15 protein-coding genes are annotated in these 23,123 nt (G+C 62.4%); 3 read left to right on the top strand and 12 right to left on the bottom strand.

The genetic code is table 11. The features are described from left to right. Positions 1 to 229: 229 nt before the first annotated feature. Positions 230 to 553: a ferredoxin FdxA gene (fdxA, locus tag QD280_RS14305; protein WP_043333067.1), complete on the top strand. Its 324-nt coding sequence runs from the start codon at positions 230 to 232 to the stop codon at positions 551 to 553. A 1,262-nt stretch (positions 554 to 1,815) separates the two neighbouring features. Here fdxA and eno read toward each other — a convergent pair. The 12 genes from eno to pilM form a co-directional block, all read right to left on the bottom strand. Further along, on the bottom strand, positions 1,816 to 3,105 hold the full coding sequence (gene eno, locus QD280_RS14300) for a phosphopyruvate hydratase (protein WP_043332946.1): 1,290 nt from the start codon (positions 3,103 to 3,105) through the stop codon (positions 1,816 to 1,818). A 102-nt stretch (positions 3,106 to 3,207) separates the two neighbouring features. Continuing rightward, a complete protein-coding gene (gene kdsA, locus QD280_RS14295) occupies positions 3,208 to 4,059 on the bottom strand; it encodes a 3-deoxy-8-phosphooctulonate synthase (protein ID WP_192839151.1) in 852 nt (283 codons plus the stop codon). A gap of 131 nt (positions 4,060 to 4,190) precedes the next feature. Beyond that, on the bottom strand, positions 4,191 to 5,831 hold the full coding sequence (locus tag QD280_RS14290; RefSeq protein WP_043332948.1) for a CTP synthase: 1,641 nt from the start codon (positions 5,829 to 5,831) through the stop codon (positions 4,191 to 4,193). Between the two features lie 194 nt (positions 5,832 to 6,025). After that, the gene (locus QD280_RS14285) at positions 6,026 to 7,441 is read right to left on the bottom strand and encodes an FAD-dependent oxidoreductase (protein ID WP_043332950.1); all 1,416 of its coding nucleotides are present in this window, start codon (positions 7,439 to 7,441) and stop codon (positions 6,026 to 6,028) included. A 77-nt stretch (positions 7,442 to 7,518) separates the two neighbouring features. Then, positions 7,519 to 11,970 carry a glutamate synthase large subunit gene (gltB, locus tag QD280_RS14280; protein WP_192839153.1) on the bottom strand — a complete coding sequence of 1,484 codons (4,452 nt, stop codon included), beginning with the start codon at positions 11,968 to 11,970 and terminating at the stop codon, positions 7,519 to 7,521. A gap of 507 nt (positions 11,971 to 12,477) precedes the next feature. Further along, positions 12,478 to 13,584, bottom strand: coding sequence for a 3-dehydroquinate synthase (gene aroB, locus QD280_RS14275; RefSeq protein ID WP_054556505.1), 1,107 nt, complete (start codon positions 13,582 to 13,584; stop codon positions 12,478 to 12,480). Positions 13,585 to 13,653: 69 nt separating this feature from the next. Next, on the bottom strand, positions 13,654 to 14,196 hold the full coding sequence (gene aroK / locus QD280_RS14270) for a shikimate kinase AroK (RefSeq protein ID WP_054556506.1): 543 nt from the start codon (positions 14,194 to 14,196) through the stop codon (positions 13,654 to 13,656). Continuing rightward, positions 14,196 to 16,253: a type IV pilus secretin PilQ family protein gene (locus QD280_RS14265; protein WP_107335935.1), complete on the bottom strand. Its 2,058-nt coding sequence runs from the start codon at positions 16,251 to 16,253 to the stop codon at positions 14,196 to 14,198. Before QD280_RS14265 ends, aroK begins: the two co-directional genes overlap by 1 nt. A 152-nt stretch (positions 16,254 to 16,405) precedes the next feature. Continuing rightward, positions 16,406 to 16,957 (bottom strand): pilus assembly protein PilP, encoded by a 552-nt coding sequence (locus QD280_RS14260; RefSeq protein ID WP_192839155.1) that lies wholly within the window; start codon positions 16,955 to 16,957, stop codon positions 16,406 to 16,408. Continuing rightward, entirely contained in the window at positions 16,954 to 17,586 is a 633-nt protein-coding gene (locus QD280_RS14255; RefSeq protein ID WP_043332958.1) for a type 4a pilus biogenesis protein PilO, read from the bottom strand. Before QD280_RS14255 ends, QD280_RS14260 begins: the two co-directional genes overlap by 4 nt. Next, positions 17,583 to 18,173: a PilN domain-containing protein gene (locus QD280_RS14250; protein ID WP_064503256.1), complete on the bottom strand. Its 591-nt coding sequence runs from the start codon at positions 18,171 to 18,173 to the stop codon at positions 17,583 to 17,585. The genes QD280_RS14255 and QD280_RS14250 overlap by 4 nt, the downstream gene beginning before the upstream one ends. Continuing rightward, on the bottom strand, positions 18,170 to 19,234 hold the full coding sequence (gene pilM, locus QD280_RS14245) for a type IV pilus assembly protein PilM (protein WP_279839782.1): 1,065 nt from the start codon (positions 19,232 to 19,234) through the stop codon (positions 18,170 to 18,172). The genes QD280_RS14250 and pilM overlap by 4 nt, the downstream gene beginning before the upstream one ends. A gap of 248 nt (positions 19,235 to 19,482) precedes the next feature. Here pilM and QD280_RS14240 point away from each other — a divergent pair, with 248 nt between their 5' ends. Then, complete coding sequence (locus tag QD280_RS14240) at positions 19,483 to 21,999, top strand: penicillin-binding protein 1A (protein WP_192839156.1); 2,517 nt, start codon at positions 19,483 to 19,485, stop codon at positions 21,997 to 21,999. Between the two features lie 224 nt (positions 22,000 to 22,223). Next, the gene (locus QD280_RS14235) at positions 22,224 to 22,985 is read left to right on the top strand and encodes a DUF481 domain-containing protein (protein WP_043332961.1); all 762 of its coding nucleotides are present in this window, start codon (positions 22,224 to 22,226) and stop codon (positions 22,983 to 22,985) included. The last annotated feature ends 138 nt before the right edge of the window (positions 22,986 to 23,123 follow it).

Genomic DNA, 23,123 nt, shown 5'->3' with positions numbered 1-23,123 from the left:
GCAAGGCCCGAGAGTGAGCGGCAAGGCTCGACAGCACCTTCGGGCATAGCACCATTCCAAAACGATCCGCCCCTGCTGATTGCGGGGGCGGCAGAGCGCCACTAGAATAACGCCTTATAACATCTGCGCCGCTTATAACCTGAAGGCCATGATGTCGCCGAGACGACACATGGTGGGCGCCTGGACCACGACCTACGAGAGAGACGCCAATCCGCGTCAGGAGACCTGCATGGCATTCATCGTCACCGAGAACTGCATTCGCTGCAAATACACCGACTGCGTGGAAGTCTGCCCGGTGGATTGCTTCTACGAAGGCCCGAACTTCCTGGTGATCAACCCGGATGAGTGCATTGACTGCGCGCTGTGTGAGCCGGAATGCCCCGCCGAAGCCATCTTCTCCGAAGATGAAGTGCCGGAGAACCAGAAGGAATTCATCGAGCTGAATGCCGATCTGGCCGAAGTCTGGCCGAACATCAGCGAGAAGAAGGACGCCATGGAAGACGCCGAGAAGTGGGATGGTGTCGATGGCAAGCTTGAGTATCTGGAGCAGTAAGCCCCTCAAGCAAACCGCATCTCACGTGGCAAGTGGCTTGCCCGCCCTGACCGGGCAAGCCCGGCTCTCACGACAGAAACGGCAGCGATTCCTCCGGGAGCCGCTGCCGTTTCTATATCTGATGCCGGAAGCCGGTGCCTCAAGCTCATGCCAGGAGCTCATGTCAGGAGCTCAGCCCCTGACATTCAGGCATAAAAAAGGGCGACCCCGTAAGGTCGCCCGCTCCAAGCGTGTCCCTGTCGATCCATCCTGGATCGCACTCCTGAGTGCTGTCCCTGCCCTTCACGACATCCTGTCATTCGGGGCGCACCGTCACGCGTGGCGGGCATTGCAGCACTGCTCGCGCAGCTGTCCCACCGCAATGCCCGTTAGTGCAGATATTTGCCTGTCCTGCTGTCCTGCCCATGCATTGCCCGGCGTCCTGCCTGTACCGCTCCCTGCCTGTGCAGCTGACAGCCTCACGACATTCTTTGTCCGACCATCCTTGTCGTGGCTTCCTGCCACTTGATGCTGCCGCTGTCTGCCCCATCATTCCTGACGCGGATGATGTCCCGTCATCCGTCACTTCCTGTGAAGGGCAAGCTTCCTGACTGCATATCAGAGCCTGAGGCTCTTCGACACTCCGTGTCGTTATCGTGCTTCCTGCCTGTGTGGCGCTTCCCATCGCCGACGGATCATCCTGATCCAGACACACTCCGGTGTCATGCCCGCTATCCTTGCTTCCCTAGCATCTCTCGCCTGACTCCTTCAAGCGAAGATATGCAGCTCTCTGCTACCGACGTCCATGTCAGGTCCTTTTCCGCCGAGCGTCCTGCTCAGCGGGGCGAAACGTCCTATCTCGCCATCAAGTCTTTTCTGATCATCCCGTTGGCATCCTGCCGAGACTGCGGTGTCCCGCCGCACCCTCACGTCCATGCAGCCATTCTGGGCAGCATTCGCCGGCGAGGCAACTAGCCAAACCGCTTAACCCGCTATACCTGAACAGGCCGTCAAAGAAAATATATTCAACAAAATCAGATAGATATTGAAGAACATACGTTCATATCCGCAGGCAACTCGCAGCCAGTGTCTCGATTGTCCTGCGGGATTTGTAAGAGATGGCTTACACGAAATCAGTGCCTGAAAGCGGCCTGTTTCCTGCATCCCCCTCAAACGCACGCAATCATCGCCTGCAATGCACAACGGGGCCGTGCCAGAAGGCACGACCCCGTTGCAAGTTACCTCTGCGATGCTGGGCGTTGAGCCCCTCACATCACAGGCGATTACTGACCCTTGATCTCTTTCAGGCCGTTGTAAGCCACGTCACCCAGCTGCTGCTCGATCACCAGCAAACGGTTGTACTTGGCGACACGGTCAGAGCGGCACAGAGAGCCGGTCTTGATCTGGCCAGCACAGGTACCGACGGCGAGGTCGGCGATGGTGGTGTCTTCGGTCTCGCCACTGCGGTGGGAGATGACCGCGGTGAAGCCGGCGGCCTGCGCCATCTTGATCGCATCCAGGGTCTCGGACAGTGAGCCGATCTGGTTGAACTTGATCAGGATGGAGTTGCCGATGCCTTCATCGATACCACGGCTCAGGATGCGCGTGTTGGTGACGAACAGGTCGTCGCCGACCAGCTGCACCTTGTCGCCCAGCTCGTCGGTCAGCATCTTCCAGCCTTCCCAGTCGGACTCGTCCATACCGTCTTCGATGGAGACGATCGGATATTCCGCGGCCAGGCCGGCCAGATAGTCGACGAAACCACGTGCGTCGAAGCTCTTGCCTTCGCCGGACAGGTTGTACTGACCGTCCTTGTAGAACTCGGAAGACGCGCAATCCAGCGCCAGGGTCACATCGGTGCCCAGGGTGTAGCCTGCATCGCTGACGGCCTGCTTGATGACGGCCAGTGCTTCGGAGTTGGACGCCAGGTTCGGTGCAAAGCCACCTTCATCACCCACGGAGGTGCTCAGCTCGCGACCCTGCAGCACCTTCTTCAGCGCGTGGAAGATCTCGGCGCCGGTGCGCAGTGCTTCGCGGAAGGTCGGCGCGCCGACCGGCTGGACCATGAACTCCTGGATGTCGACGTTGTTGTCGGCATGCTCACCGCCGTTGATGATGTTCATCATCGGCACCGGCATGGAGTACTGGCCCGGCTGACCGTAGAGCTCAGCGATGTGAGCGTAGAGCTCGATGCCCTTGGCCTGCGCTGCCGCCTTGGCAGCCGCCAGAGAGACGGCAAGAATCGCGTTGGCACCCAGCGATTCCTTGTTCTCGGTACCGTCCAGCGCCAGCATGGCATCGTCCAGCGCGCGCTGGTCGAGTGCATCCATGCCCACGAGGCGCTCGCGGATCGCGCCATTGACGGCTTCGACTGCCTTCAGCACGCCCTTGCCCAGATAACGGCTCTTGTCGCCATCACGCAATTCCAGCGCTTCACGCGAACCGGTGGAGGCACCGGAAGGAGCGCAGGCACTGGCGCGTTGGCCACCTTCCAGCACGACCTCGGCCTGTACGGTCGGGTTACCACGGGAATCGAGCACCTCAAGGGCGCGGATTTCGACGATATTGGCCATTTTGTGTCGTCCTCTACACGGGGGATTGAAACACCACGACGGGCATCTTGCCCATAGTGCAAAAAGGCCGCTCACACAGGGGTGAACGGCCAGTAGTCCTGCTCAACGAATGTCCAGCGGCGCGAAGCCCTTGACCAGCGCATCCAGCGATTGCAGCTGGCGCAGGAAGGGTTCGAGCTGGTCCAGCGGCAAGGCGCAGGGGCCGTCACACTTGGCGTTGTCCGGGTCCGGATGCGCTTCGAGGAACAGACCCGCCAACCCCAATGCGACACCGGAGCGTGCCAGATCGAAGACCTGCTCACGACGGCCGCCAGCGGAATCGGCTCGCCCGCCCGGGCGCTGCAACGAGTGGGTGACATCGAACAATACCGGCAGGCCGCTATCCTTCATCTCGGCCATGCCGAGCATGTCGACCACCAGGTTGTTGTAACCGAAGCTGGAGCCACGCTCGCACAACAGAATCCGATCATTGCCCGCTTCACCGCACTTGGCGACGATATGGCGCATCTCGTGCGGCGCGAGGAACTGCGGCTTCTTGACGTTGATGACGGCGCCGGTGCGCGCCATGGCCACGACCAGGTCCGTCTGCCGTGCCAGGAAGGCCGGCAGCTGGATGACATCGGCCACTTCCGCCACGGCTGCCGCCTGATGCGGCTCATGCACGTCCGTGATGATCGGCACACCGAAGCGCGACTTGATCTCGGCCAGAATCTCGAGCCCCTTCTCCATCCCGGGACCGCGGTAGGAGTGCATGGAGCTGCGATTGGCCTTGTCGAAGCTGGCCTTGAAGACGTACGGCATGCCCAGGCGTGACGTCACTTCGACGTACTGCTCGGCGACTTCCAGCGCCAGCTCCCGCGATTCGAGCACGTTCATGCCACCGAAAAGCGTCATCGGACGATCGTTGGCGACTTGCAGACCCGCAAAATCGATCACGCGTTGTTCGTTGCTCATCTCTGCACCGTCCATCAAATCGTTGTCCATCGGCAGTCTGCCTGAGGATGCTCTGGCGAACATCAAGACATGCAACCACCGCGGAGAAGACCTACGGGCGCCACCCGAGGTGGCGCCCGCTCAACACCCTATCACTCGCCGCGAGTACGCGCCGCCTTGTGATTGAGCGCGGCATTCACGAAGCCGGTGAACAGCGGATGGCCATCACGCGGCGTGGAGGTGAATTCCGGGTGGAACTGACATGCCACGAACCACGGGTGATCCGGCAGCTCGACCATCTCGACCAGCGAGTTGTCGACGCTGCGACCGGAGAAGATCAGGCCCGCTTCTTCCAGGGCCGGCACGAACTGGTCGTTGACCTCATAGCGGTGACGGTGACGCTCGACGATCTCGTCGCTGCCGTAGGCCTGATGCGCCTTGGAGCCGTTGAGCAGGCTGCAGGCCTGGCCGCCGAGACGCATGGTGCCGCCCAGATCAGACGCCGCGTCGCGGGTCTCGATCTTGCCTTCCGGCGTCAGCCACTCGGTGATCAGGCCGACCACCGGGTGCTGGGTGTCATGGGTGAACTCGGTGGAGTTGGCATCGCTCCAGCCCGCCACGTTACGCGCGAACTCGATGACGGCAACCTGCATGCCCAGGCAGATGCCCAGATACGGCACCTTGTTCTCACGCGCGAAGCGCGCAGTGGCGATCTTGCCTTCCACGCCACGCTCGCCGAAGCCGCCCGGCACCAGCACAGCGTCCTTGCCGATCAGACGGTCGGTGCCGTTGCGCTCGATTTCCTCGGAGTCGATGAAGTCGACGTTGACCTTCACACGCCCCTGGATACCGGCGTGAATCAGCGCCTCGTTCAGCGACTTGTAGGCGTCGAGCAGCTCCATGTACTTGCCGACCATCGCGATGTTGATGGTCTTGAGCGGATTGAGCTTGGCGTCGAGCACCGCGACCCACTCGGACATGTCGGCCTCTTTGGCCTCCAGGCGGAACTTGTCGCAGACGATCTCATCGAGGCCGGCTTCGTGGAGCATCAACGGAATGCGATAGATGGTGTCGGCATCCTGCAGGGAGACGACGGCACGCTCTTCGACGTTGGTGAACAGCGAGATCTTGCGACGCTCGCTTTCCTCGATCTCGACTTCGCTGCGGCAGATCAGGATATCCGGCTGGATACCGATGGAACGCAGCTCCTTGACGCTGTGCTGGGTCGGCTTGGTCTTGGTCTCGCCGGCCGTCTTGATGTACGGCACCAGCGTCAGGTGCATGAAGAGCGCACGCTCGCCACCCAGCTGCGCACGCAGCTGACGGATGGACTCCAGGAACGGCAGCGACTCGATGTCACCTACGGTACCGCCGATCTCGACCAGTGCGACGTCATAGCCTTCACCGCCGGCGATCACGCGACGCTTGATCTCGTCGGTGATGTGCGGGATGACCTGCACCGTTCCGCCGAGGTAGTCACCGCGGCGCTCCTTGCGCAGCACGTGCTCGTAGACGCGACCGGTGGTGAAGTTGTTGCCCTGGGTCATGCGCGAGCGGATGAAACGCTCGTAGTGACCGAGGTCGAGGTCGGTTTCCGCGCCATCTTCGGTGACAAAGACTTCGCCGTGCTGGAACGGGCTCATGGTGCCCGGATCGACGTTGATGTACGGATCCAGCTTGAGGATGGTGACCTTGAGGCCACGGGCCTCGAGAATAGCCGCCAGCGAAGCGGATGCGATGCCCTTGCCAAGCGAGGACACAACGCCGCCCGTCACGAAGATAAATCGTGTCATGGAAACCTGCCGAAAACGTGAGCTGTAGGAGAGATCCGGGGGAACGGATCAGGATGGGTCGCCAGTCTAGCGGAAAGGCTGCTCCGGCTCAATTTGAATGCCACCACCTGCCCATCTCGCGTCGCCATCCGATGCACCCGCCATAACGCATCAGACCCGCCGTGGCGGGCCTGATGCGTGACGTCACATGACCTTTACACTTCCAGGAAATCAAGAATCCCTTCAGCGGCACGGCGACCTTCATCGATGGCGGTCACCACCAGATCGGAGCCGCGCACCATGTCACCGCCAGCGAACACCTTGGCGTTGGTGGTCTGGAAGGCATGACGCTCGGCGCTGGTCGCGATGCGGCCACGCTCATCGACGGCGATGTCGAAGTCGGCGAACCACGGCGCAGGGCTTGCCTGGAAGCCGAAGGCCACGACCACGGCATCCGCCGGCAGAATCTCTTCAGAGCCCGGCACCACTTCCGGACGCTGACGGCCATTGGCATCCGGCTCACCCAGACGGGTGCGCACGACCTTGACGCCTTCGACCTTGCCATCGCCGACCACTGCCACCGGCTGACGGTTGAAGAGGAAATCGACGCCTTCTTCGCGGGCATTGGTCACCTCACGACGTGAGCCCGGCATGTTGGCCTCGTCACGACGGTAGGCGCAGGTCACGCTTTCCGCGCCCTGACGGATGGAGGTGCGGTTGCAGTCCATCGCGGTATCACCGCCGCCGAGCACCACGACCTTCTTGCCTTCCATGGAGACGTAATCCGCCGGGTCCTTCTCGAAGCCCAGGCAGTGATTGACGTTGGCGATCAGGAAGTCGAGCGCCTTGTGCACGCCCGGCAGATCCTCGCCCGGGAAGCCGCCACTCATGGCGTTGTAGGTACCCATGCCCAGGAAGACGGCATCGTATTCCTCGAGCAGCGCATCGAAGGTCACATCACGCCCGACCTCGACGTTGAGACGGAACTCCATGCCCATCTCTTCGAAGATCTCGCGGCGACGCGTCATCACGCCCTTCTCGAGCTTGAACTCCGGGATACCGAAGGTCAGCAGACCGCCGATTTCCGGATGGCGATCATAGATCACCGGACGCACGCCATTGCGCACCAGGATATCGGCGGCACCGAGACCCGCCGGGCCTGCACCGATGATGGCGACGCGCTTGTCGGTCCAGCTGACCTTGGACATGTCGGGGCGCCAGCCCATCGCGAAGGCGGTGTCGGTGATGTACTTCTCCACCGAGCCGATGGTGACGGCACCGAAGCCGTCATTCAGGGTGCAGTCGCCCTCGCAGAGACGGTCCTGCGGGCAGACGCGACCACAGACTTCCGGCAGCGAGTTGGTCTGGTGCGAAAGCTCGGCGGCCTCGAGGATGTTGCCCTCGGAGACCAGCTTCAGCCAGTTGGGAATGTAGTTGTGTACCGGGCACTTCCACTCACAGTAGGGATTGCCACAGCCCAGGCAGCGATGTGCCTGACTGGCGGCTTCTACCGGCTTGAACTCGGCATAGATCTCGTTGAACTCACGTGCGCGCACGCGAGCATCTTTCTTCTGCGGGTCCTGACGACCCACATCGATGAACTGGAAGTCGTTGGCGAGCTGATTGGCCATGATGAATCCTCCTTCAAAATCCGGGCACCGTCGCGGTGCGGGCCCTCACCCGAGGCATGCTGGGGTGAGGGATGCGATCACTCCGGCTGACGCCGTGACTGGTCCAGCAGGCCGTTGAGGCTTGCCGCCTTCGGCTTGACCAACCAGAAGTGACGCACGAAGTCAGGGAAATCACGCAGGATGTCGCGCCCGCGCTCGGAGCCGGTCTCGGCCACATATTCCTCGATGACTTCGCGCAGATGGCGACGGTAGGCCTCCATGGCTTCGGTATTGATGCGGTGGATTTCCACCAGCTCGTGGTTGTACTTGTCGACGAAGTCGCGATTCTCGTCCAGCACGTAGGCGAAGCCGCCCGTCATGCCCGCACCGAAGTTGACGCCTGTCTCGCCCAATACGCACACCAGACCGCCGGTCATGTACTCACAGCAGTGGTCACCCGCGCCTTCGATCACGGCGTGCGCACCGGAGTTGCGCACCCCGAAGCGCTCGCCGGCGGTGCCCGCGGCATACAGCCGTCCGCCGGTCGCGCCGTACAGGCAGGTGTTGCCGATGATGGCGGTCTTGTGGCTCTCGAAGCGCGAACCACGCGGCGGCACGATGGTCAGCTTGCCGCCGTTCATGCCCTTGCCGACATAGTCGTTGGCGTCGCCTTCCAGATGCATCTCGAGCCCGTGCGCGTTCCAAACACCGAAGCTCTGGCCTGCCACACCGGTCAGGCTGACCTTGAGCGGCGAGCCTGCCAGCCCGGCCTCGCCATAGCGCTTGGCGATTTCACCCGAGACACGCGCGCCCACCGAGCGATCACAGTTGGTGACATGGAAGCTGAACTCGCCACCGCTGCGGCTGTCGATCGCCGACTCCATCGCGGCCAGCATCTCGAGGTTCTTGGCGCCGGGATCATGCGGCTCGTTGCGGCTGACCTGGCAGAACTGCGGCGCGTCCTTGGGCACGAAGTCATTGCCCAGCAACGGCGTGAGGTCAAGACGACGCTGCGCGTTGGTCTCACCTTCTAGCACTTCGAGCAGATCGGTACGACCGATCAGGTCGGTGATCTGACGCACGCCCAGCAGTGCCATCAGCTCGCGCACTTCCTCGGCGATGAAGCGGAAGTAGTGCTTGACCATCTCGACGGTGCCGCGGAAATGCTCGTCACGCAGCGCCTGGTGCTGGGTCGCGACACCGGTGGCACAGTTGTTCAGGTGGCAGATGCGCAGGTACTTGCAGCCCAGCGCGACCATCGGCGCGGTGCCGAAGCCGAAGCTCTCGGCGCCCAGGATCGCGGCCTTGACCACGTCCAGGCCGGTCTTGAGGCCGCCATCCGTCTGCAGACGGATCTTGTGGCGCAGCTGGTTGATGCGCAGCGCCTGATGCACCTCGGGCAGCCCCAGTTCCCACGGGGAACCGGCGTGCTTGATCGAGGTGATCGGGCTGGCCGCGGTGCCACCGTCATAGCCGGAGACGGTGATCAGGTCGGCGTACGCCTTGGCGACACCGGTGGCGATGGTGCCGATCCCCGGCTCGGAGACCAGCTTGACCGAGACCTGCGCCGACGGATTGACCTGCTTGAGATCGAAGATCAGCTGCGCCAGATCCTCGATGGAATAGATATCGTGGTGCGGCGGCGGCGAGATCAGTGTCACCCCCGGCACGGCGTAGCGCAGGCGTGCAATCAGGTCGTTGACCTTGCCACCCGGCAGCTGACCGCCCTCACCGGGCTTGGCGCCCTGTGCGACCTTGATCTGCAGTACCTCGGCATTGACCAGGTACGCCGGCGTGACACCGAAGCGACCGGAGGCGATCTGCTTGATCTTGGAGGAGCGCACGGTGCCGTAACGCGCCGGGTCCTCACCACCCTCACCGGAGTTGGAGCGCCCACCGGCCTCGTTCATGGCCTGGGCCAGCGCTTCATGTGCCTCGGGAGACAGTGCGCCAAGCGACATGCCGGCACTGTCGAAGCGCGGCAACAGGGACTCGACGGACTCGACTTCCTCGATCGGCAGCGGCTCGGCGACCGGCTTGAGGGTCAGCAGGTCACGAATGGTCGCCACCGGGCGCTCGTTGACCAGGCGCGCGAATTCCTTCCACTTGCCGTAGTCACCCTGCTGCACGGCCTGCTGCAGCTTCACCACCACATCCGGGTTGTAGGCGTGGTATTCGCCGCCATGCACGTACTTGACCAGTCCGCCCTGCTTGATGCGCTTGCGCGGCAGCCAGGCTTCACGGGCCAGTAGCTCCTGCTGGAACTGCAGCTCGGCAAAGCCGGCGCCTTCGATGCGCGAGGCCATGCCGGTGAAGCACATGTCCATGACTTCACTGTTGAGACCGACCGCCTCGAACAGCTGCGAGCCACGGTAGGAGCCGATGTGCGAGATGCCCATCTTGGACAGGATCTTGTAGAGGCCCTTCTGCATGCCCTTGCGATAGTTCTCGCGGGCATCAGCCGGGTTGCCGGACAGCTCGCCGGTGCGATGCATGTCAGCCATCACCTGATAGGCAAGGTACGGGTAGACCGCCGTGGCGCCGACCCCGAACAGCACTGCCATCTGGTGCGCATCACGCGCATAGCCGGTCTCGATCACCAGGTTGACGCGCGGGCGCAGGGCCAGCGCACCGAGGTGATGATGGATGGCGCCGGTCGCCAGTGCGGCGTGGATCGGCAGCTGCCCCTTCTTCAAGCCACAGTCGCTGAGTACCAGGATCACCTTGCCATTGCGCGCCGCTTCCTCGGCCTGCTGACAGAGGGCCTTGAGCGCCTGCTTGAGGGAATCCTGCGCCGGATCGTAGTGCAGCTTGAGCGTCTGCGAGGTGAAGGCCGGATCTTCGTGATTGACCAGCGCATTGAACTTGCGCGGTGACAGCACCGGCGTGGTCAGGATCAGGCGATGCGCGTGCTCCGGCGTCGCGTCGAAGATGTTGAGCTCGGCGCCACAGCAGGTCTCCAGCGACATCACGATCGCTTCGCGCAGCGGATCGATTGGCGGGTTGGTGACCTGGGCAAACTTCTGACGGAAGTAGTCGGTCAGCACGCGGTTCTGGCGCGACAGCACGGCCATCGGCGTGTCATCGCCCATGGAGCCGACCGCCTCCTGACCGCTCTCGGCCAGCGGGCGCAGCAGCTGATCGCGCTCCTCGAAGCTGACCTGAAACATCTTCTGGTAGACGTCCAGCTGATCGGCATCCATCGGCTGGAAACGCGCCAGCTCGGTCAGTGCTGACTCGAGATAGTTGGCGTTCTCACGCAGCCAGCGCTTGTAGGGATGCGCGCCCTTGAGGCGCTCGCTGACCTGATCGGTGTGCAGCACTTCACCGGTCTCGGTATCGACACCCAGCACCTGCCCCGGCCCGACGCGCCCCTTGGCGACGACATCTTCCGGCTTGTAATCGTAGGTGCCGATCTCGGAGGCCAGGGTGATGAAACCATTGCGCGTGATGACCCAACGCGCCGGACGCAGGCCGTTGCGGTCCAGCATGCACACGGCGTGGCGACCGTCGGTGAGCACGATGCCCGCCGGGCCGTCCCAGGCCTCCATGTGCATGGAGTTGTATTCGTAGAAGGCACGCAGATCGGAGTCCATCTGCTCGACGTTCTGCCACGCCGGCGGCACCATCATGCGGATGGCGCGATAGATATCCATGCCACCGGTCAGCAGGACTTCCAGCATGTTGTCCATGCTGGAGGAGTCGGAGCCGACAGTGTTGACGATCTCGTCCAGCTCGGCGATCTCGGGCAGCTGCTCGGAGACGAAGTTCTCCTTGCGCGCGTTGGCCCAGCCGCGGTTGGCCTCGATGGTGTTGATCTCGCCGTTGTGGGCGAGGAAGCGGAACGGCTGGGCCAGCGGCCAGCGCGGCGCGGTGTTGGTCGAGAAGCGCTGGTGGAAGACACAGATCGCGGTCTCGAGGCGCGGGTCGCCCAGGTCCTTGTAGAAGCGCGGAAGATCTTCCGGCATCACCAGACCCTTGAAGGAGATGACCTTGCCGGAAAGCGAGCAGACGTAGAAGTCCTCTTCACTCTTCAGCGCCTGCTCGGCATAACGGCGCGCCATGAACAGATCGACATTGAAGGCGATGTCGGTGCGCTCGTCGGCGGCACCGACGAAGACCTGACGGATGCGCGGCAGGCAGTCGCGGGCCATCGGGCCGCACACGCTGTCATCTACCGGCATGTCGCGCCAGCCCAGCACCTCGAGATTGCGCGCGCTCAGCGCCGACTCGAAGGCGTCACGCGCGGACTGTTCACGCGCGTCATCATCAGGCAGGAAAAGCGTGCCGACGGCATAGCGGGCGCCCAGTTCCAGCCCGAGGGTCTCTCGAGCGATCTGGCGCATGAAGCCGTCCGGCATCTTGAGCAGCAGGCCACAGCCATCGCCGGTCTTGCCGTCAGCGGCAATCCCGCCACGGTGGGTCATGCAGGTCAGGGATTCAATGGCGGTCTGCAGCAGTTCATGGCTCGCCTGCCCTTCCATATGGGCGATCAGACCGAAGCCGCAGTTGTCGCGGAACTCTCCCGGATGGTGGAGACCTTTGTTCATGGGGCGTGCCTCACGGAGAAATCATGTGTCCAGATGCTTTTTTTCAAGCATTTTCCCGGTTATAGTTATCGGTTATCTTTATTTTTATACCTGCCGATAGTGGCGCCATCAGTGTCGCTACACGACGCCAGATTTCCCTCGAGCATATCCCCCAGCTTCCCGCCTGCGCAATTCTCCACAGGTCGCCCATCGACCAAAAAAACCTGACAAAACCGAAGGTTAGAAGAACCTTCAACCAAAAAACCCTGTAGGCTCAAGCGCTTAGCGGGTAGACATGCCTCATGAATTTCGCCTTGCAACTTTAGTATTGGTTGAATAAAAAACAGCGTTTTTATTCGATTTACCCCATACCGATTACGCATACGGCATACCAATTCAGGAATCACGCTTCACCAATGACTCCGTCACGGCGCGCTGACACCCGCCAAAAGAAAAGCCGCCACCCAGAGGGTGACGGCTTGCGTGGTCGTGCAGCGCCCATGAACCAGCCGTTGGCTGGCCGGGATGTCAGCGAGAGCTGCGTGGCCAGTGCTCCAGCATGTCGGCCAGCACACCGGCTGGCGCCTCTTCGGTAATCACCGCTCGGCCGATACGCTCAAGCAGGATCAGGCGCAGACGGCCATCGACATTCTTCTTGTCCAGCTGCATGTGCTTGAGGAAGTCCTCGACGCCCATGTCTTCCGGAGCCGCCAGCGGCAGGCCCGCCTTGGCGATGATGTGCGAGACACGCTCCACATCGGCACTCGACAGCCAGCCCATGCGCGCCGAAAGCTCAGCCGCCATCAGCATGCCGGTGCCGACGGCTTCGCCGTGCAGCCAGACGCCATAGCCCTGGTCCGTCTCGATGGCATGCCCGAAGGTGTGCCCCAGATTGAGCAGCGCACGCACGCCCTGCTCGGTCTCATCCTGTGCCACGACATCCGCCTTGATGGCACAGCTGCGGCGAATGGCTTCACCGAGCAGGGTCTCGTCCAGCGCCATCAGGGCCGTCATGTTGTCTTCCAGCCAGCTCAGGAAGCTTTCATCCCACAGCAGACCATACTTGATGACCTCGGCCATGCCCGCTGACAGCTCACGCTGCGGCAATGTCTTGAGGCTTGCGGTATCGATCAGCACCAGACGAGGCTGCCAGAAGGCGCCCAGCATGTTCTTGCCACGCGGATGGTTGACGCCGGTCTTGCCGCCCACCGAGGAATCCACCTGTGACAGCAGTGTGGTCGGCACCTGAATGAAGGCCGCGCCCCGCTGATAGCAGGCCGCCGCGAAGCCGGTCATGTCACCGATCACACCGCCACCGAGGGCGATCAAGGTACAGCGGCGATTGAAGCCGGCCTCGAGCAGGGCATCCCAGATCAGGCCGATGCTGGCCATGTGCTTGGTCTGCTCACCGTCGTCGAGAATGACCTCGCGGATATCGAGCCCCTCGCCCAACGAGGCCTTCAGTGCGTCCAGATACAGCGGTGCCACCACGGTGTTGGTGACGATCATCACCTGACGCCCCGCAAGGTGCTCACGAATCAGATCACCACGTGCGGTCAGGCCCGGCCCGATATGAATGGGGTAACTACGCTCGCCGAGCGCGACATCAAGACGATGAGCAGGTGCCAGGGACATCAGAATTCTCCTTGGGCGAAACAGATGACAGCGACTGATGCCCGCCAGGGCCACCAGGCGCTGATGAGACTAGCCAGGGGCGTGCAACGGGTCCGCCAGCGCCTTGATGCGACGACGGATCTCGTTGGTGACCGCCCGAGGACTGCGCCGATCGGTACGCACGATGATATCGGCCGTCTCGCGGTAAAGCGGGTCACGCAACTCGAACAGGCGCTTGAGCACCCGCCCGGGGTCATCCTGCTGCAACAGCGGACGATTGCGATCACGGCCGGCTCGCTTGAGCTGCTGTTCGACAGGCGCGTAGAGGTACACGACAGTGCCGCGTTCGCGCAGTACGCGCCGATTGGCCTCCGCCATGATGGCGCCGCCACCGGTGGCCATCACGACTTCCCTGAGCGAGGTCAGCTCATCGATGACAGCCTGCTCACGTTCACGAAAGCCGGACTCGCCCTCGACGTCGAAAATCCACGGAATGCTGGCTCCGCAGCGGTCTTCAATCACATGGTCGCTATCGCAAAATTCACGATGCAAGTCGGCCGCCAGCAGGCGGCCGATAGTGCTCTTGCCGGCCCCCATGGGGCCGACAAGGAATACGTTGGGAATCACATGCATCAGCGCACCGCCAGGCCGTCCTCGATGATCTTCGGGGTAATGAATACCAGCAATTCTACCTTCTCGTTGGACTCTTCGGTATAGCGGAACAGATTCCCGATCACCGGCAGGTCCCCGAGGAAGGGCGTCTTGAAGACGCTGCGAATCTGCTCGGAGGTCAGAATGCCGCCCAGCACCACGGTTTCGCCATCATTGACCAGCACCTGCGTCTCGATCTCATTGGTATCGATGGCCGGTTCGCCATTGAAGCTGTCATCGGAGACATCGTCATTGTTGATCAACAGATCCATGATGATGCGATTGTCAGGCGTGATCTGCGGCGTCACTTCCAATGCCAGCACCGCTTCCTTGAACTCGATGTTGGTCGCACCGCTGGAGGTCGCCTCCTCGTAGGGAATTTCCTGACCCTGCTTGATGACGGCCTTCTTCTGGTTGGCGGTGATGATCTTGGGCTGGGAGATGGTCTGGCTCTTGCCTTCGCTTTCCAGCGCCGAGAGCTCCAGGTCCAGCAGGATATCGCCGGACAGGTAACCGAAGCTGAAGGTGCTGCCCGGATCACTGTCATCGCCGAGATTGACACTCAGGCCGCCATCACTGGTCGTACCGGTCGACGCGCCTTCCAGGCCGAACTTGCCGTTGCTGCTGTTGGAAAGCCCCCAATTGACACCGATCTCGCTGGAGACACTGCTACGCGCGATGACGATGCGCGCCTCGATCTGCACCTGACGCACCGGGATATCGAGATATTCCAGCGTGCCGCGAATGGACTCGAGCGTATCGCGGGTATCCTGGATCAGCATGGTGTTGGTGCGCTCATCGACCATCACGCGGCCCCGCTCGGACAGCAGACCGATGCCGCCTTCACCGCGCAGCAACGCCGCTAGGTCCGCCGCCTTGGCATAACGCACCTGGATGTATTCGGTGGTCATCGGCGCCAGCTCCTTGACCTGCTGGTTCGCCTCGAGCTCCTTGCGCTCCAGTGCCGCCAGCTCTTCCGCCGGCGCGACCATCAGCACGTTGCCCATGCGACGACTGGCCAGACCGTTGGACTTGAGCACCAGATCCAGCGCCTGATCCCAGGGCACTTCCTTCAGGTTCAGGGTCACGTTGCCGGTGACGTTGTCACTGGCGACCAGATTGAGCCCCGTGAAGTCAGCGATGATCTGCAGCACGGAGCGCACTTCGATGTTCTGGAAGTTGAGCGAGATCTTCTTGCCGGTGTAGGGGAACTTGTCCTTGATGCGCTCCGCCTGCTCTTCACGCGTCAGCGGCTTGACCTCGAGCACCAGCTCGTTGCCTGCCTGGGTGGCCAGCTGGGTGTAGTAGCCACTGGCGTCCACCACCATGCGCACGCCATCACGGGTACGCTGCGGATCGATACGCGTCACCGGCGTGGCGAAATCGCCGACATCCAGCACCTGATTCATCTCCGGCGGCAGCTTCACGCCCTTGATGTCGACGTAGATCTTGCGCCCACGCTCGGTGACGCGTGACTCGACATTGGAGCGGTTGAAGTTGATCACGACGCGACCTTCACCGTCCGTGCCACGACGGAAATCGATACCACTGACGGCCGGCTCGCTGGCCACTTCCAGGGCACGATTGTCCGGCGGCACGTTGGCGGCGTTCGCCTGGGAAGCAGCCGCAGGCTGAGCGCCCGGCGCTCCGCCCTGCTCGCCGATGATGACGTAGAGGCTGTTGCCCTCGGTGCGCGTGACGTACGGCTTGGACTGGTTGAGCTTCATGACCAGACGCGTGCGCGAGCCGGCCTCCAGCGCCACCAGTTCGTCCACGCCGCTGAGCCCCAGATCGAAGCGACGCTTGTCGAGCTGACTGCTGGTATCCAGGAGGTCGATGGTGATGCGCGGCGGCGTCTCGATACGGTAGCCCTTGACCTCCGGCACTCCGCCGACGAAGTCGAGCTTGAGCTCCATACGGTCGCCCCCGAGGGCGGTGAAGTTGAGGTCCTGCAGCGACGATGCAGCCATCGCCACATTCGCCATCAGGCTACCGACTGCCGCCAGCCCCAGCAGACTCATTCGTTGCAATCGCGTCATGTTCCCTAGTCCCCTGTCTCGCCGTGGCTCCGTTCAACCGTCGGGCTGATCGCGCCTTATTCTTATCGAAGCGTTATGGTGTCGGTCGCCAACTCTTGCGGGTCGACCGTTCGTCTTCCGTGACAATATGGCTACTGCCAACGCCAGTGATCTCAACCACCTTGCGACACGGGCTCTTTCAGCGCCATGGCGCGAGACCGCTCTATCCAACCGCCCTGACCATTGGGCACGATTTCCACCATATCGATCTGCGTATCACCGATACGGGTGATCCTGCCGAAGTTGCTGCCCATGTGGTTGCCGACCCGCACACGCTGCACTTCCTGCTCCGGCGTCAGAATCAACGCCGAACGCGCGCCATCGACATCCAGCGTCCCGACCATGCTGAGCTGCTCCATCGGCCAGGCTTCCAGTGGTTCACGAGGGCGATCGAGGTCCGGTCGCACACCGTTGTCGACGGCCGTCAGCTCCTCTTCGGGCTCCGGCAGGCGTGACTGGAAAGGACTGCGCGCATCCGCCATGTCATAGGTGACGGGATGATACTCGGGTTGCGGCGGCAACTCCTGCACCTTGCCGGAAGGACGCCCTCTCAAGGACTCGAGCTCCCCCTCCAGCGCGCCCAGCTGCGGATCTCCACACCCCGCCAGCAGAGTGACCAGCAACACACTTCCCATCACGGTATTTCGACGTGTCATCAGGCTCATTGCTTGCCTCCTGATGTTGCCGGGGTCTGACGATAATTGTAGGTCTTGGCCAGCAGCGAAAGCTCGAGATCATCGCTGTTGGCGACCGGCGTCAGCACGAAATCATGCAGCGTCACGATGCGTGAAAGCCCCGCGACACCGGAAATGAAGGCGGCGATACGATGATAGTCGCCGCGCACCTTGATATCGAAAGGTTGTTCGACGTAGAAGTTGCGATTCTCCGCCGGCTTCAGACGAATGTACTCGACCGCCAGCTGGTTGTTGATCGCCGTCTCGCTGATGTCATCCAGCAGCGCTGGGACTTCCGCGTCGGTGGGCAGCATTTCCAGCAGCTGCCCCATGCGGGACTCCAGCTCCACCATCTGCTCGCGCATGGCCGGCAGGTTGGCGGCCTTGAACGCCTTGCTCTCGAACTGCTGGAGCAGCTGACTTTCCTGGGCACGCAGACGCTCGAGGTCTTCCGCCTTGGGCGCCGCAAGGAACCAATGGGACGCCCAGAACAGGGCGCCCAGCACGATGAGCGCCAGCACGGCCTGCAGCGTGACCGGCCAGATGCCGGCTTCCTTCAGGTCAAGATCACGAAAATCCGTCGACTTGAGGCGGCGGATTTCAGCATCGATGAAACTCATCGCCGACCTCCTTTCTTGTCATTTTCCGCATCGGCAGCGCTCAGCGCCGACCCCGTCGGGCGCTCCGGAATCATGATATTGAAGCTGCGCTGATCGTCGTCATTGCTCTGCACATCGGAGAGCGTCGGGGTGCCGAAGGAATCCGACAGGGCGATGGCGCGCATCAGGCCCGAGACCTGACGCGTGCTTTCCGCCGTGCCATTCGCCTTGAGCTGGCGCCCGCTGCGGCTGATGCTCTGATACCAGGCGCCGTCCACCAGAGACGTCACCAGCTGATTGAAGACCCGTACCGTTTCCGGACGCGAGAACTGCAGACTGCGGATCAGTTCTATCTGGTCGAGCATCTGGGTGCGGCGTGCCTCGATGTCCTCGACTTCCTTGATGTCACGATTGAGGCGGGCCATTTCCTTCTCGATGAAGGCATGGCGCTGCTGCTGCGCCTCGAGCTGGCTCTGGTAATACTCGCTCATGCCATAGCCGCCACCGATACCGATGACAGCCGCCAGTGCCAGTATGCCCATGAAGCGCTTGCTGCGCTTCTCACGCCGGTCTTCACGCCAGGAAAGCAGGTTGATCTCGATGGTCATGAGCGCTTCCTCATCGCAAGACCGCAGGCCGTGAGCATCGCCGGGGCATCGCCCGCCAGCGCCTGGATGTCGACGCGCGGATTGACGCTCATGTGAGTGAAGGGGTTGGCCATGATCACTTCAAGCCCGGTGTGCTCCGCCAGGCCTTCACGCAGCCCGACGATGGCGGCCGTACCGCCCCCGAGCAGGATACGCTGCACCTCGCGGCGCTTGCCGGCGGTGTAATAGAGCTGCAGTGAGCGTGCGATCTGCTGGATGAGCGTCTCGCGGAACGGACCCAGCACTTCGCTGTCATAGGTATCCGGCAGACCGCCACGCTTCTTGGCCAGGCCCGCCTCATCATTGGAGAGATCGAAGCGATTCATGATCTCGTCCGTCAGCTGACGCCCCCCGAAGACGGCGTCGCGACTGTAGACGATGCGACCATTCTGGATGACGTGGAAGGCGGTCATCGTCGCGCCGATATCGACGACGGCAACGCACTCTTCGTTGTCGTAGGTCGGCGGCAACTGATGACGCAGCTCGCCGAAGGCGCGCTCGAGGGAGAAGGTCTCGACATCGACGGCAGCCGGCTCGAGGCCGGCCTGGGACAGTGCCGAGGTCAGCTGATCGACGTCCAGGCTGCGACACGCCACCAGCAGCAGGTCCTGATGATCGGGATTGCGCGGATTGACGCCCAGATGCTGGAAGTCGAACGCGACATCGTTCAGCGGAAAGGGAAAGTGCTTCTCGGACTCGAGCGCGATGCGCTGCTCGATCTCGTCATCGGCGAGATTGGCCGGGAAGCTCAGTGTCTTGGTGATGGCAGCGCTCGCGGGAACCGCGACCACAGCACGCTTCGAGCGCGGCTGTGCCTGCTCGACCGCGCGCTTGATGGCCAGCACGACTTCGTCCATGTCCCGTATACGTCGCTCGACGACTGCGCCTTCCTTGAGTGGACGCACCGCATAGCTATCGATCTGGTATCGATTTCCTTGCCTGGACAGCTCCAGGAGCTTCACCGTGGCCGACGTGATATCAACCCCGATGAGTCCCTTGCCGGCGGATTTGAGTCCCAGCAATTGGCGTTCCCCTGCTCTGATGACGATCTTGCCAGACTGGCTGGCCGCCGGTTCCCTGACGACGTTGCCGCGACACCCTCTATCATTCCAGGATGTTACATTATGTTTCCCAGAATAACACAACAGACGCGCAAGTCAGGGTTCAACGCTGGCCGCATCTGAACCCGCTACTTATAATGCCCCAGCAATGGAATTGCCAATCCCCGCGCAGCCACTCGCTTTTCTTACCCACGGACCCTGTCTTGCCCATGAAGCTATTGAGACGACTATTTTCGCCAGTGTTCTGGCTGCTGCTATCACTATGTGCCGCGGGACTTCTGGCCATCGTTGGCGCTTCGCTGTACTTCTCGCCGGGCCTGCCCGACGTCCACCAGCTTCAGGATACCAAGCTGCAGACGCCACTGCGCATCTATACCCGCGATGGCAAGCTGATCGGCGAATACGGTGACCAGCGCCGCATCCCGGTCACCTACGACGAGATCCCCGAGACCTTCGTCGACGCCCTCCTCGCCGCCGAGGACAGCAACTTCTTCTCCCACCCGGGCATCGACCCCAAGGGGCTGGCGCGCGCGGCCGTGCAGCTGGCCTCCAGCGGCAGCATCCAGTCCGGTGGCAGCACCATCACCATGCAGGTGGCGCGCAACTATCTGCTGACGCTGGACCAGACCTTCACGCGCAAGATTCGCGAGATTCTGCTGTCGCTGCAGATGGAAGAGATCCTCTCCAAGCAGGAGATCATGGAGCTCTACGTCAACAAGATCTTCCTGGGCCATCGCGCCTACGGGATCGCCGCCGCTGCGCGCACCTACTACGACAAGTCCCTGGATGAACTGACCCTGGCCGAGCAGGCCATGCTGGCCGGCCTGCCCAAGGCGCCGTCGAGCTTCAACCCGCTGACCAACCCGCAGCGCGCACTGATCCGTCGCAACTGGATCCTGCTGCGCATGAAGGAGCTGGGCTACATCGAGCCCCAAGCCTATGACGAAGCCGTCAAGGCACCGATCACCGCGGCACGCCACTACTCCAGACCGGAAGTGCAGGCACCCTACGTCGCGGAAATGGCACGCAGCTTCGCCGTCGACCGCTTCGGCGACAAGGCCTACACCGACAACGTCCGCATCACCACGACGCTGGACAGCTCGCTGCAGCCAATGGCACGTGATGCGCTGATCAAGGGGCTGATCGCCTACGATACCCGCCATGGTTGGCGCGGGGTCGAGGAATCCGACATCGCCGCCTCGCTAGCGGAAGCTCAGGACCAGACCGATCAGGCCGGCCTCGAGGAAGAACTCTCCAAGTCACCGGAAGTGCTGGAAACCGCCAAGCAGGCAGCCCAGAAGAGCGAGAAGCGCATCGCCGGCATCGACCGTGATGTCTCGAACTGGCTGAAAGTGCTCGATCGCACCCCGGATTACGGCCCGCTGAAGGCCGCCATCGTGGTGGAAAGCACCGGCAAGCAGATGAAGGCACTGCTGGCCGACGCCACGGTCGTGACCCTCGACTGGGACGGCCTGAAGTGGGCACGCGAGTACAAGAGCGCCAAATGGCGTGGTGGCGTGCCGGGTTCGGCCGCCGAGATCGCCAAGGCCGGTGATCTGGTACGCGTGATCAAGCAGGACGACGGCTACCGTCTGGGCCAGCTGCCGGACGCGCAATCCGCCATCGTCTCGCTGGACCCGGAAAGTGGCGCCATCCTCGCCCTGCAAGGTGGCTTCAGCTACTCCGCCAGCAAGTTCAACCGCGCCATCCAGGCACGCCGTCAGGCAGGCTCGATCTTCAAGCCGTTCGTCTATCTGTCCGGGCTCGAGCAGGCCGGCATGTCACCGGCGACCATCATCAACAACGCCCCCGTCGTGCTTCAGGATGGCGGCAAGGTGTGGCGTCCGGAAAATGCCGGCGGCAAGTTCACCGGCCCGACCCGTATCCGCGTTGGCCTGTATCGCTCGCTGAACCTGGTCTCCGTGCGCCTGCTGCAGACGGTCGGCCTCGACAAGACTCTCGACTTCCTGGTCAAGCTGGGCTTCCAGCGTGACGAGCTGCCCAATGGCCTGTCACTGGCCCTGGGCAGCGCCTCGCTGACCCCGCTGGAGATGGCACGCGGCTATGCCGTGCTCTCCAATGGCGGCTTCCGTGTCGAGCCCTGGTACATCGATACCATCACGCGTGGCGATGACGAGACCGACTATGAAGCGCATCCGCCGGTTGCCTGCGCCAACTGTGCGCCGGGCATGGTCACCGTCAATCGTGACGGTCGCCAGTACCCGCTGGCCGAGCGTGTCGCCTCCCCTGAATCCATGTATCTGATTCGTGACATGATGCAGGATGTCATCAAGCGCGGTACTGGCCGTGGCGCCCTGGCGCTGGGTCGTGATGACCTGGCCGGCAAGACCGGCACCACCAACGACCAGCGTGATGCCTGGTTCTCCGGCTTCAACAGCAAGCTGGTGGCCACGGTCTGGGTCGGCAAGGACTCCAATGACACCCTGGCCGAGTATGGCGCCCAGGCCGCCCTGCCCATCTGGGTCGACTACATGCGCGGCGCCCTCAAGGGCATGCCGTCCTCCACCATGGAGCGTCCGGACAACATCGTGACGGCGACCATCGACCCGGACTCTGGCAAGCGCCTGCGCAGCGGTCAGTCCGGTGGCATCAGTGAGCTGTTCCGCAAGGATAATCTGCCGCCCTACCAGGAACGTACCATCCGCAAGGAGCTGGAGCAGGAAAGCGGTTCGGAAGGTACCGGAACTTTCGAGGCCATCTTCTGATCTGATCTCCAGACCTCGCCTGCCAGCCTCATCGGCAGGGGGAGAGCCCAAGGAAGAGCGGCCGCTGGTCGCTCTTCTGCCATCTGAGCATTCGCAAGGCTCCCCCGTATCGCGATCCACTGGTAGCGTCCGGATGACGCGCCAGGCCGCCTCGCTCAGCAAGCGTCATCTCGCAAGCCATATTCCCGATGATGATGTCATGCCTCAAACATGCCGGAGTTCGCATGCTTCACCCATTGCCCACACTGCGCAGGACCGCGTTTCTGTGCCTGGCCCTGCTTCCCCTCGACACGGCTGTCGCAGACGACCTCTTCTATGCGCCACCACCCGCCAGCGAGGACTCTGAGCCCTTCAGCGGCCAGGCCGAGCTGGGCTTCACCAAGCTGTCGGGCAACTCGAACAGCGAGACCCTGCTGGGCAAGACCAGCCTGTCCTGGCACCTGAAGCCCTGGACCCACACCTTCCGAGTGGAGGCCAAGCACGTCTCCAGCAGTGGCGAGACCACGACCGACAAGTACCTGGTCGGCCAGCGCGAGCGCTATGACCTCAGCGATGATCACTACGCCTTCGGGCTGCTGCGCTGGGAGAAGGAGCGCTTCTCCGGCTACAACCACCAGGTCACCTCCATCGTCGGCGAGGGCATCACGATACTGGATGGCCCCGAGCACAACCTCTCCCTCGAGGCCGGGCCGGGCTATCGCTTCGATGACATCACGGCGGGGGATCACGAGAACTACCTGCTGGGCTATGGCGCGATGGATTACCGCTGGCAGCTGTCCGACACCTCCAAGTTCGAGCAGCAGTTCTCGGCGGAGGCCACGCGCGAGAACGTGATCAGTCGCAGCTATACCGCGCTGACGGTCGCCATCAATGCAAGCCTCGCCCTCAAGCTCTCGCACGAGATCGAGAACAACACCAACCCGCCCGACGAGTCGGATGCCAAGACCGACACCACCACGGCGGCCTCCATCCTCTACAGCTTCTGAGCACAGGCCTGACGCCTGCCTGCCGGGGCGCCAGTAGCTCGTGGCTCGTGGCTCGCGGTTCATGGCTCAAGGCTCAAGGCTGAAAGCAGCCACCAACAAAAAGCCCTCGCCGGAATCTCCGACGAGGGCTTTTTCATG

Source organism: Cobetia sp. 1AS1 (genome assembly GCF_029846435.1).
In the GTDB taxonomy this organism is placed as follows: Bacteria; Pseudomonadota; Gammaproteobacteria; order Pseudomonadales; family Halomonadaceae; genus Cobetia; species Cobetia amphilecti.
The sequence above is the reverse complement of the archived record's forward strand: the minus strand, read 5'-3'. Positions and strand labels throughout refer to the sequence as shown.